The sequence below is a fragment of the Desulfosediminicola sp. genome, assembly GCF_048381775.1.
In the GTDB taxonomy this organism is placed as follows: Bacteria; Desulfobacterota; Desulfobulbia; order Desulfobulbales; family Desulfocapsaceae; genus Desulfopila; species Desulfopila ganghwensis.
Genome location: NZ_JBLXGE010000010.1, coordinates 63,834 through 77,113, shown reverse-complemented (window position 1 = coordinate 77,113; position 13,280 = coordinate 63,834). Strand labels below are relative to the sequence as shown.

Here is a 13,280-nt window from a genome sequence, read left to right as displayed (position 1 = left end):
ATAATTCATCTATCGAATTGTTATGGTTTGATTTTCTAGGGAATGTCTTTCTGCTTCTTGCGTTTGGCTGGGGCGCTGTCAACTCCCAATACAGGACTGTGATTTCGGCGGGTAGTTTCCACGGACAGGGTTGGTATCATGTGATCATTGCCGTTTGCGAGAACATCTATGTGGCGTTTTTTCCTTGATTGTTGTTTATGCACCGGGCCCACGTCGGGGTAAGAGTTGAACTCATACCAACCACGAAACCACGCTTTATGTACTCACGATAGATGCAATGAGCACACAAAGTCTAATAAAAAAATCTGAGGAGACTCTGGCGGAAGTTGAATAAAACGGACATCAGGGGAAAAAATGCCAACGGTAATGGAGGTGTCGCTAAACGCTGACCATCAGACCTTTCTGTTCAACGATTCCAGGTGGTCGTGTTCACAGAGCTACCACCAGGCAAAAAGGGATTTACCCAACCTGCCGCAGTTGCAGGAGCTGAAACCATGAGGCTGCCAGTTACGGCTCACAGCAATAATGACATGTCATTGCGTATTGATATCGCCAGATTCGCTTACAAGCAGTCTCGCAAGGCCCTCGCTCATACATTCGGACTGCATGGTGTGGAGGGCCTCATTAGCCAGGCATTTTAATCACCTGTCTGCCTCGTTTGCTACTGACTTTTGGTATCTCAGACTCGCCTATAACTCTCTTCGTCTGAGATTGGATACCTTTTAACAGGCGGTGGCTACCGGCCAGTATGATTTTCATCGCGGAAAGGGTGATGGTGTTGCCTGCGTATGGAAAATAAGCAGGCCGCAACCCATATTCGAATTGTCTTCTCTCGATGGCATTGACATTGGACACGGAATGGAAATTTATAGAATTCTGTTTAGTTACCGACTTACGTCGAAGAGTTTTACGGGCAACTGTGGAAAACTGGCGCTGAATTGAGCCGGCTTTTAGAGGCAGAAAATGTGGAATATGCATATCATTTAATGCATACTCTCAAGGGAATAACAGGTAATCTGGTTATAAGCCGGGCGGCAACTGTTGCCTCCAGCATCAATACCGCTATCAAGAAACAGCAAGGAGCCTGATTGTGACGGAGCAAAGGGGAAAGCATTTAAACTGGCATTGAAATTACAGATGGATATGGATGAATAGTTTGAACAGCAACCGGTACAAAATACTGCTGGTAGATGATACACCTGTCAATTTGAAGTTGTTGGGGCAGATTCTGGACCCTGAGTATGAGGTGTTTTTTGCCGAGGATGGGGAGACGGCCATTGAACTTGCCGGCACGGTCAGGCCGGATCTGATACTGCTGGATGTCATAATGCCAGGATTGAACGGCTATGACGTATGCCGACACCTGAAGGCACAACATGACACAGCCAATATTCCCGTCCTTTTTGTCACCTCCATGGGGGAGTTGGAAGATGAACGCCGAGGTTTTGAGGCTGGCGGGGTGGATTATATCACGAAACCGATTTCCCCGTCGATTGTTCTGGCAAGAGTGCAAACGCATCTGGCTCTCTACAACCAGTCTCGATTGCTTGAGGATATGGTCGAGCAGCGAACGAAACAGTTGAAGCAAGCCCTCGAGACAATAAAAAATGCCACCTTGGAAACCATTCATAGGCTATCCATGGCAGCCGAGTACAAGGATAAGAATACCGGCGCACATATTCAGCGCATGAGCCATTATTCTGCTGCGTTGGCCCGGCAAATGGGATTAACGGATGGGGAGGTTGAAAATATTTTTCACAGTGCTCCCATGCACGATGTGGGCAAAATTGGTATCCCCGATCGTATCTTGCTTAAGCCGGGAAAGCTTGACGCCGATGAGTGGAAGATTATGAAGCAGCATACGACTCTCGGTGGCAAACTTTTAAAGTCGTCTACCTCCAAATTTTTTAAGACCGCTGAAATCATAGCCTTAACCCATCATGAGAAATGGGAGGGCAGCGGCTATCCCAAGGGATTGAAGGGAAGAGAGATCCCATTGGTGGGGCGCATTGTTGCCATTGCAGACGTATTTGACGCCTTGACCGTGCGTCGGCCATATAAAGATCCTTTTTCTTTGAAAAAATCTTATGCCATTATCCAGGACAAAAAGGGAAAGCATTTTGACCCGGATGTGGTGGATGCCTTTTTTGCGATCAAGGACGAACTGATCAGCATTAAGGGCAAGTTCCAGAATAAGGGAATCAGTTCAATATTTTAGTTAAACTGATCTGGTTGCGTACCCTATGTGTTTCCATCATCAGGACATCGGGGTAATGAAATAAACTTTTCCGCCGGTGGGTGCGGACGCACATGTGCGGTTTACCACTCAGTGAGATGCGTCGGGTGGGTGAGGAGAGTGCCGTCCCGATATTCTTTATATCCAGGGGGGACGCGGCTAGTTGATTTATGAATGGCGGCTTTCCAACCTGAAAGACTCCAGCGCATCCTTGAGCCATTTACCTGAAGGCAACCGCTCATCACCACATTGGACTTCATACTGCTTTCTGGTGATGGAACTGGCTGAAGCGATTTTAGCGATGAAGGTATCGGCGTCGGGGATACGGTTTTTTACCTTGCCGTATTTGTATTGAAGGTGTTCCGCGGCTTTGGTGGAGGGGTACTCCTTGCCGTTGCGAATGAAGGTGCAGCCGCTCTCGCTGATATAGTTCAGCAGGTAGTCAATTTCTTCATTTGCCCGGTTCTCAGAAGCGGCAAGGTTTGTTGTGGTGGTGGCGAAAAATATAAGGGATAGCAGAAATACTTTCATGGGTGGTTGGTTCTGTACTGGCTGAGAAGCGGATTTGCCAAGCGAAAAACAGCGGTTATCGGGTTGTGATCAGAAGAGTCCACCAGATGCACATCATTAGAGACAACTTCAAGTCCGCGGTAGAGAATATGGTCGATAGGGGCATTGAAGACAGTTGTTCTCTCATCATCCTCAAAAGAGAGTGCGGTCAGGCCGAGGCTTCCGGCCAGTTCATCAATCACTGCCGATCGTTTGTCGCTCCAGTTATTGAAATCCCCGGCCAGGATGATCGGGCCGTTATGATCATCCATTAACTGCTTCAGGGTTTGAAATTGCTTTTTGTAGGTGGCGGTGCCCAGAGTGAAATTCACCCCGTGAATATTGGCAACCATCAGCGTCTTCGTTGAACCGGCGACAGGATAGAGGCTGATCAGGGCAGTTTTGGGCAGCCTGAGCAGCGGTTCCATCTCCTGAACTCCGCAACTCTCTTCCGGTGATATCCATGAGGCGATCATGACCCCCGAAGCCACTCCCTTGTAGCTGAAGGCACTGTTGAAGTTCCAATACAGGCCTTTTGCCGAAAGACTATCCAGATTGTTTTGAAACTCGTTGTCGAGATAGGCCTCCTGCAGCAGGATCAGGTCTTTGCCTGCACCGAAAGTGCGCAGATCCTCCCGCCAGCCATTCTTGTTCTTTTTATAGATATTCCAGGTAAGAACAGAGATATGTTCAGGGGTAAGACCGGTGATATTTAAAACCGGATTCAGACGCTGGTTTTTGCCCGCTATCTGATCGCAGGTACCGGGGCTCACGGAAACGGGCGACTCATCTTTGGCTGAAACCATCCGCTCACTTTCAGGCGTGGGCGCGCAACCGTTCAGCAGAGCCAGCGTTGTGGCAATGAGAAGCAGGGCTGATGATTGGGGGATAAATCGTTTTATGAATCGGGCGATATGGGTTGCAGGGTGTCGAGTCATTGTATGACAATTGTGATTCGAAGGTGGAAAAGCAAGGATAACTTTAAGAAGAAAGCATAAGGGTGAATAATTATCACCTTGCTTCATACCATGTTCCAGGTCTGCTTATGAAGAATAATTTGTGCATGGTGCAGGCAAATGAGCAGTGTACTGGCGATTTATTGAAAATAAATTGATCAATAAATATCTGGTAACTATTTAAAATCAGATGGTTGCGGAGATTCGGTTGACTCAGATAACAGCAACAGAGGCCAGGGAATTTTTTTAGCGAGCGGGAGAGCCAAGGTGCTTGAAAAGACGTAGCTGATCAATGGCACCGGTGATTCGGCGCCAACGTATGCGTGGCAAGCATGGAATCTGAAATGGGCATGTCGATGCGGGAATGAGCGTGATTTTCTGGTGAGAAGTTCACGCGACACGTTTCGAAGATTCAGATAATCGACTTCACCATGAAATAGAGCAGTGGCAGAAAAATAGCCGGCAACATATTACCAATCTTGATTGTGGTGATTTTCAGCATATTGAGACCGATAGACACGATAAGCAACCCGCCCACCGAGGTCATCTGGGCGATGGTTTCGGGTATCAGATAGCTTTTGAGGAAACCGGCCGAGATTGTGATCAGCCCCTGGTAGGCAAAGACGGCGATGCTGGAGAAAATGACACCGATGCCCATGGTTGAGGCAAAGATAATGGATGTTACCCCGTCCAGTACAGATTTGGCCATTAAGGTCTGGTGATTGCCGGTAAGGCCGCTCTCCAGTGAGCCAACAATCGCCATGGAGCCGACACAGAAGACCAGGCTGGCGGTGACAAAACCACGGCCGATGGCGCTGGTGTCTCCCGATGCGGAGGCCATTTTCTTTTCCAGAAACTTGCCGAATCCCTCGAGTTTATTTTCAATAGCCAGTGCCTCTCCAAGCAGCGAACCGATGATCATGGAGAAGATGACGACCATGAGGTCATCCGTAACCAGTGCACTTTTCAGGCCGATCAATACCACCGACAGGCCTATGGCACTCATCAGGATCTCTTTGTACCTTTCTGAAATCCCTTTGTTAAAGAGCAGCCCGATAAGACTGCCGCCGATTATGGCCAGACTGTTGACGATGGTTCCGAGCATGATATGAGCCGTTCCTTGCCGCTGTTACGCGATGTAAAAATATAAAACTATCAATTTGTTCCAGCAATACTATCTACATGGTTCAGGTTGTTTTAACCATTGTATATTTTGGTTTTCTTCTATTTTCTGGCTGGCAAAATTGATAAACGGCCTCGCTTTTTCAGACTGCAGATGAGTGGCTTGAGCAGCCAGGGGAACAGGGAAATAGAGAACAGGGCAAGAGTGAAGTCGAGCCCAGGCCAGATAAGGAGGTGCTGATGAGGGCACGGCGAGTGGCAATCCGATATTTCGTTGGGAAACCCTAATGCCCATGGTGTGTGCATTGAGTTTAATGGGGCGGATAAAAATCACTAATTTCCCAAATACCACCAAAAATTAAGGCACTCTATGAGATTCTTTCTAATAGAAAAAAAGTAGGTAACGACTGATATCGTCAATGTTGCCGGCTTTTTTACTTGGTGGAAACGGCGTCCACCGAATTAACATTCTAAATGTCTATTTTATGGCAATTCACAACAGTTTCCATAACAAGGAATTTCACAATACACACGCCGATACACACAAATGAGAAATGCCCTAAATTTATCCCACCACCTAATCTGTCCCAACAATTTGACCTGATGCATGATTGAATGACCTGTGTAGCAGCTACACCGGATAGTCAATATTCAAGACCTGATCCCGATCTTTACTCGTCTTTGCCCTTCTTCGTCATGGCTTTTTGTTTTTATTGTAGCTGATTTTTTGTTTCCAGGCAGGGAATGGAAAGAGACTGTCAGTCCGCTCCTGGCAAGGTGTCGGCATGGGAAAAGTGCAGCATCAGGAAGGTGTCAGTTCGCCAGGTTGGCAGCTGTGGGTGGGTATCGGGAGCCGATATCTGCTCCACCGAGAATACATGCGGAATGACAGCCCGACTCATGACGGCTCTACCGGACCACGCGGCCACAATCAATAGGGTAGAATCGGCAGTATAGAAAACACATCAGGACAATAATCTGATTAGCGGGTCAAGGATCGGCTCAACTCTTTCTCATCCAATAGGGTCGCCGATGGCGACCCTATTCCGATGAAGGTTACCGATGAGGGTTACATATGCTCAGACACCTCAATCTTCTTCTACTACTTGCAGCACGCGCATCATCTCGTGGTCCTCATGCGAGAGGATGTGGCAGTGCCAGACATATCGACCCGGCTTATTGAAGTGCGCTTTAATCCGCACCAATTGGCCGGTTGGGGGGTCTCCATCAGGATCGCCTGGCAAAGAGGTCACCATGTCTTTCGGCGCAGCCTCGAAGTATTCCGAACCCACAGATACGGCTGAAAAATTTCGAATATTGGAAATCTCCGGAGCCTCTCCAGTTTTGCCATTGTGCTGAGCGATTGTCTGGGTACCGGTTATATCGTATTCGAAATCCTCCCGATCCAGGATATCAAAGTTCACCAGATGCAGATGGACGGGGTGCGCATCCGCCGTGAAGTTGTAGATCTCCCAGATCTCCGTGCTGCCTAAGGCCGGGGTTTCAGTGGTCGGCTGGAACCAGGTGTAGGCGGTCGCAACATTAGTACCGGTTAAATCACCATCAGCCACCGTACCCAGCAAGGGCTGCAATCGTCCGAAATCGTCCTTACCCTCGAAAAGCGCCACCCGCCGGGTTGTTGGCTCTGTCCCGCCGGTGGTCACGAGATTATATCCAGGAAGACTGGCAGGGGTGAAGGTATCCTCTACACCGGACAGTGGCATGACCACATCAAACGCCATGATACGGTCGGTTTGTCGATCAGGGAACAGGTCTTCAAGGTCAAGATCGTCACCGAAAGCACCACCGAAAGGCGCATCCCCGCCGAGGTTTTTCATAATAACTCGGCTACCGGACGGGACCTGCGAGAAGTCAACGACTACATCGTAGCGGCCGCCGGGCTCAAACACCAGCGTGTCGGTCTGTTGCGGAGTGCCGAGCCCCTGATCGCTGCCGATAACCCAGAACGGGATGGGATCGCCCGCGGTGTTAAAATTGGTTTCTCCGGCGTTGACAGCCACGAACTGAACAACCATGAAGCGACTGTCACAACCGTTGAGCAAGCGAAGGCGGTAATTTCGCGGCTCGACGTTTTCCTTGGGCCAGATCTTGCCGTTGACCACCATGTGATCGCCAAAGAACTCGGCCAGCGCTGTAGGTCCGCCACCAGGGAACAGGTCTGGCGGCAATTCGGCTCCTTCTCCGGTGATGAAATCATCATAGAACGGATCGCCCGGAAAAGCCGGGTAAAAAAGCGCCCCCCGGTCGGTAAACATGCGATCCTGGACAGCATAGGCCAGCTCGTACGGAAAGGCCGGCAGACCGAGAGGATTGCCCGTCTGACCGGTATCGAACTCATCACGGACAAAGTAGAAACCGGCCATCCCCGCATAGACATTCAAGCGGGTGAGGCCCAGGGCATGATCGTGATACCAGAGGTTGGCGGCCGGCACACCGTTGTTGTAGCGGAAGGTGTTGGTGAATCCACCCTCCACGAAATCCCACTGCGGCCCTTTAACCGTTCCATCGGGGCTGTAGAAGAACTCCGGATTCCCGTCGAACTGAAAGTCGGTATTGCCGCCGTGAAGGTGGGTGATAATCGGCACCCCGTTCTTTTTGATGCTGTACTGTCTGTAATCAACGTCATTTGAAGAGCTTGCACCATGCAGGGAATAGCACCAGTGAAGATTGGTGTCCACGGGAAGCAAATGTTTCTTGCCTTGAAGCTCATTCTCCCAGCGGACCACCGTTTCATCCGCACCACCAGCTGATGTGCTCATTACCTGAAAGGTCTGCCCGGGCCAGGAGACGGTGTCCGCGCCATAACCCCAGATTTTCGTGCTCAGCCTACGGCCATTTCTCGGATTGATGAGCCCGGTCTGCTGTACGGCCTCTTTGACGCGAAGACTGAAGTTCGGACGTTGAGCTGGCCCACCATCCTGATTGAGATCCTTAAACAGGAAACCCGGATCCAGTGCGTTCGGCGCCAGTTCGACAAATTTGGGCTGGCGAGCTGGATCGCTCAACCCAGCCAGTAACTCTATACCGAATGCATTTCGTGGCAGAAACCTCAACGGTAGCATCATTCCCGCACCACTGACCATGCCAGCCTTCAAAACCTGTCGTCGGGTTATCTTAAAGTTCGATGTATGACTTTTCATGGTATTACCTCCTCATCGAAAGGGTAATAAGTGAACGTATGTTTTTTTCAGCAACCGCATTCGTTATCTCCAATTCAGGAGCACCTCCTTTTCCAGTGAATCTCTAGTCGGCTGGTCTGGAAACACTCCTCAACAACTGAATCAATTCAGCTTGTTGGATTTTGGTCAGGGCAACGAAATTCAAGCCGCGAATGCGTCTTTATCCTCCTCTGAAGGAACGACCTTCCACCCGGGTGGGTATGCCATAAACGGTCCTCCCCGGAATATTCTGCAGGGAACCGCAAACCGTCGCTTTCCACCCCAGCCTCACGGCTAGGGTGGCTTTGTCTTGAGCATCCCCACATCGAAAACACACTGTCTCCTAAAGTACGTTTAGGAGTGAGTTAAATTATGACAGAGTGGTACTTTGAGTCAAGGGGCAAATCTGTAAATTCGACGCACATCCAGCCACATAAGCAAAGTCAGGCAATACAGTCATTGGACAACACTCACGTTTTTGTAATTCTCTTTGTAGTACAATTTCTCATCAGTCCTTTTCTGGTCGTATCATCTTCATCCAGGAAATAGCGTTTGGCAATTTGCCGATACTGCCGGGCGGCAAAACCATTCCTGACGCACCCATACCCTTTTCACCTGCAGGAAACGGTCATATAATCATTGAATACGTACCCTATTCATCAGCCAGGCAACCTGCACTTACAGGCTCAACAGCCAACCCGGCAGCTTACTCTCCGCAAAGGGGGCTACCATGAAAAAATCGTCTCTATACTCAACTGTTTTCAGTGCAGTAGCGTTTTTGGTCCTCTGTACCTGCTCCGCCCAGGCAGCAGGTGGCGGTGCGGTTGAGAGTGATTGGTCGCCGACCAGGCCATGCCCCCGGCATGAGGTCTATTTTCCGGGAACAGAAGAGCTTAAGCCAGATGAGATGCGCGTCATTACCATTGGCTCCGGTATGCCCATGCCGCGCCTCAAACAGGCCGCCGCAGGATTTCTGATAGAACTGGGCAACGGCGACAAGTTTATCTTCGATGTGGGGACCGGTTCGTTCACCACCCTCTATTCGCTTGGTATTCCACTGGACTATATGACTAAGATCTTTATCAGCCACCAGCATGCGGACCACATGGGTGACTTGCCCACCTTCTGGATCTACGGCATGCAGAATGGACGGTCCCAGCCCCTGGTGAGCTGGGGGCCGGGTGGCGGCGGCATGCCCGACAGCTGGGGGATGAAGGCTGCTATGGATGGGATTCTGCAGTTCTACAACTGGATGCTGGAGACCAGCAAGGGCGGCCTCGATACAAGATCATTGGCCATGCAGGTGACTTTTTCCGGCGACACCCTCGCCAACCAGTGGTGGGTCGGGCACACCGGGAGGGGTGGATCTGTCGATCCATGAATGCTTTTGCCCAACGAGTACTTTGTCATCAAATACAAATTTCAGCCAGCAGAGGCAATTTACGTGAGCACTCTGGTGCATACTGCAGCACCTGTATTCGGCAAGATCATGGCCATGACAGAACCGAAACGGGCGGTGGCCTATCATTTCCAGAACGACCCGGACACCATTGCCGATGTGGTTACGGCGGTGCGCCAGTATTATGACGGTCCTGTTGATTTTGCGGTGGACGGCATGACCTGGAACATCACCCTGGATGAGATCGTAACCCGGGTGGAGGTGATGAACTCCCAGCCTTTTCCTCCTCCTTCGGTGACTCCCCGGCAGCGTGAAAATGAGCACAAGGAGTGATGGATTAGAGAGGATGTACTTCCACAACCATAGGGGGAGCCCACTCTTGTCTGTTCCAACTTCAGTGAAGAAGCATCAGACCTCTTGAGACTGAAAGGCAAGTAGCAACCTCGGAGAAGACTTCAGAACCATCAAGCACGTCATCGGCAGCGGCTAGTCCCTGACAACATTAGAGAGGATACACAATGAATTTCACAACTGCTTTGCCCAAGACACTTGCGTTAGCTACAGCTGTTTTGACTCTGCCACTAGCTGTCCTGGCATACGACATCGGAAGCACTGACCCCGAGGTTCTTAAGGAACTTTACCCAGGTGCAACCTATTCGCCGTATGCACAGCGTACGTTCCCAAGTACGGTCTACTGGGGAGAGACCCACTTACACACGGGATTATCGCTCGATGCAGGACTGTTCGGCAACATCCTAGGTCATGAGGATGCATACCGATTCGCACGGGGTGAAGAGATTACCTCATCTACCGGCTTACCGGTAAAACTCAGCCGGCCTCTTGACTGGATCGCTATCACTGACCACTCCGACATGATGGGCATTGCCACGGATATTCAAAACGGGGCGCCGAACATCGTCGCGGATCCAAAAGGCAGGGAGTGGGCTGAGGGCTTCCAAAAAGGAGGTGAGGCCGCCGCTAAGGCCGCCTTCGACCTGATTACCAATTTCTCCCAGATGACAATTCCTGAGAAACTTGTTGCCGACTACTCCCCCGGTTCCGGAGTGTATAATAAACTGTGGGACAAAATTATCAGCACTGCCGATGATTTTTACGAACCGGGCCGCTTTACCACCTTAATCGGCTTTGAATGGACTTCAGTTCCCAAAGGTTACAACTTGCATCGCAATGTCATTTTACGTGATGATAGCCGCCGGGCAGGAATGGTCATTCCTCTTACGACGCAACCTCCCTTGGGCACCCAGGACCCTCTTGATCTCTATAAATGGCTGGAGACCTACGAAAACAAGACCGGAGGCCAGGCCTTTGCACTGGCCCATAACGGTAATCTTTCTAACGGCTGGATGTTTCCTCTGGTGGAAACCTATGCAGGAGGCAAGGTTGACGAAAATTACCTCACTCTGCGGGCCAAATGGGAACCACTCTACGAAGTCACCCAGATCAAGGGTGATGGGGAAGCACATCCGTTTCTTTCGCCCGATGATGAGTTCGCAGACTATGAAACCCTGGACAAGGGCAACCTTGACCTCACCGATCTCAAAAAAGATGATATGCTGCAGCGTGAGTATGCCCGAGAGGCTCTGAAAAACGGCCTCCTACTGGAGCAACAACTGGGCATCAATCCGTACAAGTTCGGCATGGTCGGGGCGACAGACAGCCACACAAGCTTATCCACAGCCGAAGAAGAAAACTTCTTCGGGAAATCAACCAGTGCTGAACCTTCAAAAACACGAGTAGCGCACCCATTTGTCAAATCAGAACTGGGGGCTATTGAAGGTTATGAACTATCTGCGTCCGGCTATCAGGCTGTTTGGGCATCAGAGAATACCCGTGAGGCTATTTTTGATGCCATGGAGCGCAAAGAGACCTATGCCACAACTGGTCCCCGTATCATAGTCAGGTTTTTTGGCGGATGGGAATTCGTTGAAGATGATATCAGAAATCGAGCTCCTGCCTTTATTGGATACCAAAAGGGCGTTCCCATGGGCGGAGATCTGACAACTGCGCCTGAAGACAAAGTACCAAGTTTCATGGTGGTCGCACTCCGTGATCCTATAGGTGCGAATCTGGATAGAGTCCAGATCATCAAGGGCTGGCTTGACGAGCAGGGCAAGACCCATGAACGCATCTATGATGTCGCCGTCTCTGACGATCGTTCGATAGATGCAAATGGCCGCTGCCTGGAAGCTATTGGCAACACCGTCGACATTGACAAGGCCACATGGAGCAATAGCATCGGAGAATCAGAACTCACTGCCGTTTGGACCGACCCCGAGTTCGATCCAACCCAAAAAGCTTTTTATTACGCAAGAATACTTGAGATTCCAACACCCAGGTGGGTGCTCTATGATAAACTCCGCTTTGGCGCTGAGATACCTGATGAAGCACAACTCACCCATCAGGAGCGGGCATATACGAGCCCTATCTGGTACACGCCGTAGCAACGGTAAACGAAACAGAGACCATGGCAGAAGTGGCCTCATTGCCCAATGCTCATTGCAGGCAAGTGCATATGTTCCGTATCCGGTTTCTGGCTGGCCTCATCATTCGTGTAATGATGAGTGCTGGCTATGCATAAGCCAAACCAATTTTACCTTGGTATTTAAAGATATTTTCGGTTGGAGTGGCACTTTACCTGAGCACCCTGGTGCATGCTACGGTGCCCGTTTTCGGCAGCAAGATCATGGCCATGACAGAACCACGACTGGCCGTGGCCCATCACTTCCAGAACCACCCGGAATGATCCGTGGTCTGTCCCCAGATTCTTCATGACCAAACTCGGAATCCTCCCACAAGGATACATTTACCCCAAAGAAGTGCGACCTATACGAGATCTCTTAAGAAAACGAGGACATTTGGTCAGTTTGCGGACCTCATTAATCAACAGCCTACAGGGGAGATTGTCAAGAAACTGTGGCCACAGCCTTAATGGCAACAAGATCAAACAGACAACAGAGAATCACCTAGCACCCCTCCTTTGTGACAATGATGACTTGGCGCTCAGCGGCGAAGTTTCCAAACAGAGCATCGATTATCTGAGCAGGCAAATAACCAGGATAGAAAGAACCTGCCATGAAAGGATGAAAATTGAAGATCAATATAGAAATTTACTCACCATCCCAGGTGTAGGCAAAATTCTGGCCTTAACCATTTCCCTGGAAACAGGATCTATCGCTAGGTTTAAAACGGTCGGAGACTATGCGTCCTATTGTCGAAAGGTGCCGAAAAAATGGCTAAGCAACAAAAAACGCAAAGGGAAAGGCAACAGCAAAAACGGTAACAAGTACCTCTCCTGGGCATTCGCCGAGGCTGCGGAATATGCCCGGAGATATAACGATCAGGCAAGGACCATTTACAACCGGAAATCGTCTAAAGCTACAGCATCTGTCGCCTATGCAGCATTAGCACATAAACTGGCACGCGCTGCCTACTATATCATGAGGGATAATGTTGAGTTTGATGGCAACAAACTCTTTGCCTGAAAAATCGGCCGGAACGGGGAACCTGAAGAGGGGATGGAACAACCACCAGATCTGATTGGTATCCGTTTCGCCTGTGCCGAATATCAGTTTCTTTGGCGCCCATGCTGTGAGCCACTAAAGGGTTGGGTTTAAGCCACGAGATCTGTGCAAACAATTGGACACAACATGGCACCGATAATTTTCTGGGTCCGCGAGTATGCGGACAGGGCGTAGGTTGAAGGTTACATTGCTCCACTGCGAGATGTTGTGCGGGTCTCTCCGTTCTGTAATGTAACCTTCAACCTATGCCTCGATCCTGATGGGTGACTGGTGCGGGAAAGTATTTCCCGACACGCT

General features: G+C 50.1%; 13 protein-coding genes. 6 read left to right on the top strand and 7 right to left on the bottom strand.

Annotation, left to right across the window (positions count from 1 at the left end; translation table 11 throughout):
• The first annotated feature begins 419 nt into the window (after positions 1–419).
• Positions 420–641, top strand: a complete 222-nt coding sequence (locus ACN5NT_RS16365) for a DUF2817 domain-containing protein (protein ID WP_419176132.1) — start codon at positions 420–422, stop codon at positions 639–641.
• Here the strand turns inward: ACN5NT_RS16365 and ACN5NT_RS16360 are convergent.
• Positions 625–978 carry a hypothetical protein gene (locus ACN5NT_RS16360; protein WP_419176131.1) on the bottom strand — a complete coding sequence of 118 codons (354 nt, stop codon included), beginning with the start codon at positions 976–978 and terminating at the stop codon, positions 625–627. The two genes, ACN5NT_RS16365 and ACN5NT_RS16360, sit on opposite strands and share 17 nt — an antisense overlap.
• Positions 979–1,147: 169 nt before the next feature.
• Here ACN5NT_RS16360 and ACN5NT_RS16355 point away from each other — a divergent pair, with 169 nt between their 5' ends.
• The gene (locus ACN5NT_RS16355) at positions 1,148–2,218 is read left to right on the top strand and encodes a response regulator (protein ID WP_136799743.1); all 1,071 of its coding nucleotides are present in this window, start codon (positions 1,148–1,150) and stop codon (positions 2,216–2,218) included.
• A gap of 186 nt (positions 2,219–2,404) precedes the next feature.
• On the opposite strand, the gene ACN5NT_RS16350 is transcribed toward ACN5NT_RS16355, so the two are convergent.
• The 5 genes from ACN5NT_RS16350 to ACN5NT_RS16330 all read right to left on the bottom strand — a co-directional run bounded on the left by ACN5NT_RS16350 (position 2,405) and on the right by ACN5NT_RS16330 (position 8,024).
• Positions 2,405–2,767: a DUF5329 family protein gene (locus ACN5NT_RS16350; protein WP_136799742.1), complete on the bottom strand. Its 363-nt coding sequence runs from the start codon at positions 2,765–2,767 to the stop codon at positions 2,405–2,407.
• A complete protein-coding gene (locus ACN5NT_RS16345) occupies positions 2,764–3,810 on the bottom strand; it encodes an endonuclease/exonuclease/phosphatase family protein (protein ID WP_136799741.1) in 1,047 nt (348 codons plus the stop codon). The genes ACN5NT_RS16350 and ACN5NT_RS16345 overlap by 4 nt, the downstream gene beginning before the upstream one ends.
• Before the next feature lie 343 nt (positions 3,811–4,153).
• On the bottom strand, positions 4,154–4,846 hold the full coding sequence (locus tag ACN5NT_RS16340; RefSeq protein ID WP_136799740.1) for a DUF554 domain-containing protein: 693 nt from the start codon (positions 4,844–4,846) through the stop codon (positions 4,154–4,156).
• A 775-nt stretch (positions 4,847–5,621) separates the two neighbouring features.
• Positions 5,622–5,765, bottom strand: coding sequence for a hypothetical protein (locus tag ACN5NT_RS16335; protein WP_419176130.1), 144 nt, complete (start codon positions 5,763–5,765; stop codon positions 5,622–5,624).
• Between the two features lie 186 nt (positions 5,766–5,951).
• Complete coding sequence (locus tag ACN5NT_RS16330; RefSeq protein WP_419176129.1) at positions 5,952–8,024, bottom strand: multicopper oxidase family protein; 2,073 nt, start codon at positions 8,022–8,024, stop codon at positions 5,952–5,954.
• Positions 8,025–8,772: 748 nt separating this feature from the next.
• Here ACN5NT_RS16330 and ACN5NT_RS16325 point away from each other — a divergent pair.
• The 3 genes from ACN5NT_RS16325 to ACN5NT_RS16315 all read left to right on the top strand — a co-directional run bounded on the left by ACN5NT_RS16325 (position 8,773) and on the right by ACN5NT_RS16315 (position 11,903).
• Positions 8,773–9,423 (top strand): MBL fold metallo-hydrolase, encoded by a 651-nt coding sequence (locus tag ACN5NT_RS16325; RefSeq protein WP_136799738.1) that lies wholly within the window; start codon positions 8,773–8,775, stop codon positions 9,421–9,423.
• 63 nt (positions 9,424–9,486) lie between these two features.
• The gene (locus tag ACN5NT_RS16320; protein WP_419176128.1) at positions 9,487–9,774 is read left to right on the top strand and encodes a hypothetical protein; all 288 of its coding nucleotides are present in this window, start codon (positions 9,487–9,489) and stop codon (positions 9,772–9,774) included.
• Positions 9,775–9,959: 185 nt separating this feature from the next.
• Positions 9,960–11,903: a DUF3604 domain-containing protein gene (locus tag ACN5NT_RS16315; protein ID WP_136799736.1), complete on the top strand. Its 1,944-nt coding sequence runs from the start codon at positions 9,960–9,962 to the stop codon at positions 11,901–11,903.
• A 161-nt stretch (positions 11,904–12,064) separates the two neighbouring features.
• Here the strand turns inward: ACN5NT_RS16315 and ACN5NT_RS16310 are convergent, their stop codons facing one another.
• A complete protein-coding gene (locus ACN5NT_RS16310) occupies positions 12,065–12,232 on the bottom strand; it encodes a hypothetical protein (RefSeq protein WP_419176127.1) in 168 nt (55 codons plus the stop codon).
• 130 nt (positions 12,233–12,362) lie between these two features.
• On the opposite strand from ACN5NT_RS16310, the gene ACN5NT_RS16305 reads away from it, so the two are divergent.
• The gene (locus ACN5NT_RS16305; protein ID WP_419176126.1) at positions 12,363–12,944 is read left to right on the top strand and encodes a transposase; all 582 of its coding nucleotides are present in this window, start codon (positions 12,363–12,365) and stop codon (positions 12,942–12,944) included.
• Positions 12,945–13,280: the final 336 nt, after the last annotated feature.

What these genes read in the sequence shown, in the direction of transcription:
- ACN5NT_RS16360 (WP_419176131.1), bottom strand. Translation starts at nt 978, where the DNA reads ATGCATATTCCACATTTTCTGCCTCTAAAAGCCGGCTCAATTCAGCGC.
- ACN5NT_RS16355 (WP_136799743.1), top strand. Translation starts at nt 1,148, where the DNA reads ATGAATAGTTTGAACAGCAACCGGTACAAAATACTGCTGGTAGATGAT.
- ACN5NT_RS16350 (WP_136799742.1), bottom strand. Translation starts at nt 2,767, where the DNA reads ATGAAAGTATTTCTGCTATCCCTTATATTTTTCGCCACCACCACAACA.
- ACN5NT_RS16345 (WP_136799741.1), bottom strand. Translation starts at nt 3,810, where the DNA reads ATGAAGCAAGGTGATAATTATTCACCCTTATGCTTTCTTCTTAAAGTT.
- ACN5NT_RS16340 (WP_136799740.1), bottom strand. Translation starts at nt 4,846, where the DNA reads ATGCTCGGAACCATCGTCAACAGTCTGGCCATAATCGGCGGCAGTCTT.
- ACN5NT_RS16335 (WP_419176130.1), bottom strand. Translation starts at nt 5,765, where the DNA reads ATGAGTCGGGCTGTCATTCCGCATGTATTCTCGGTGGAGCAGATATCG.
- ACN5NT_RS16330 (WP_419176129.1), bottom strand. Translation starts at nt 8,024, where the DNA reads ATGAAAAGTCATACATCGAACTTTAAGATAACCCGACGACAGGTTTTG.
- ACN5NT_RS16325 (WP_136799738.1), top strand. Translation starts at nt 8,773, where the DNA reads ATGAAAAAATCGTCTCTATACTCAACTGTTTTCAGTGCAGTAGCGTTT.
- ACN5NT_RS16315 (WP_136799736.1), top strand. Translation starts at nt 9,960, where the DNA reads ATGAATTTCACAACTGCTTTGCCCAAGACACTTGCGTTAGCTACAGCT.
- ACN5NT_RS16310 (WP_419176127.1), bottom strand. Translation starts at nt 12,232, where the DNA reads ATGAAGAATCTGGGGACAGACCACGGATCATTCCGGGTGGTTCTGGAA.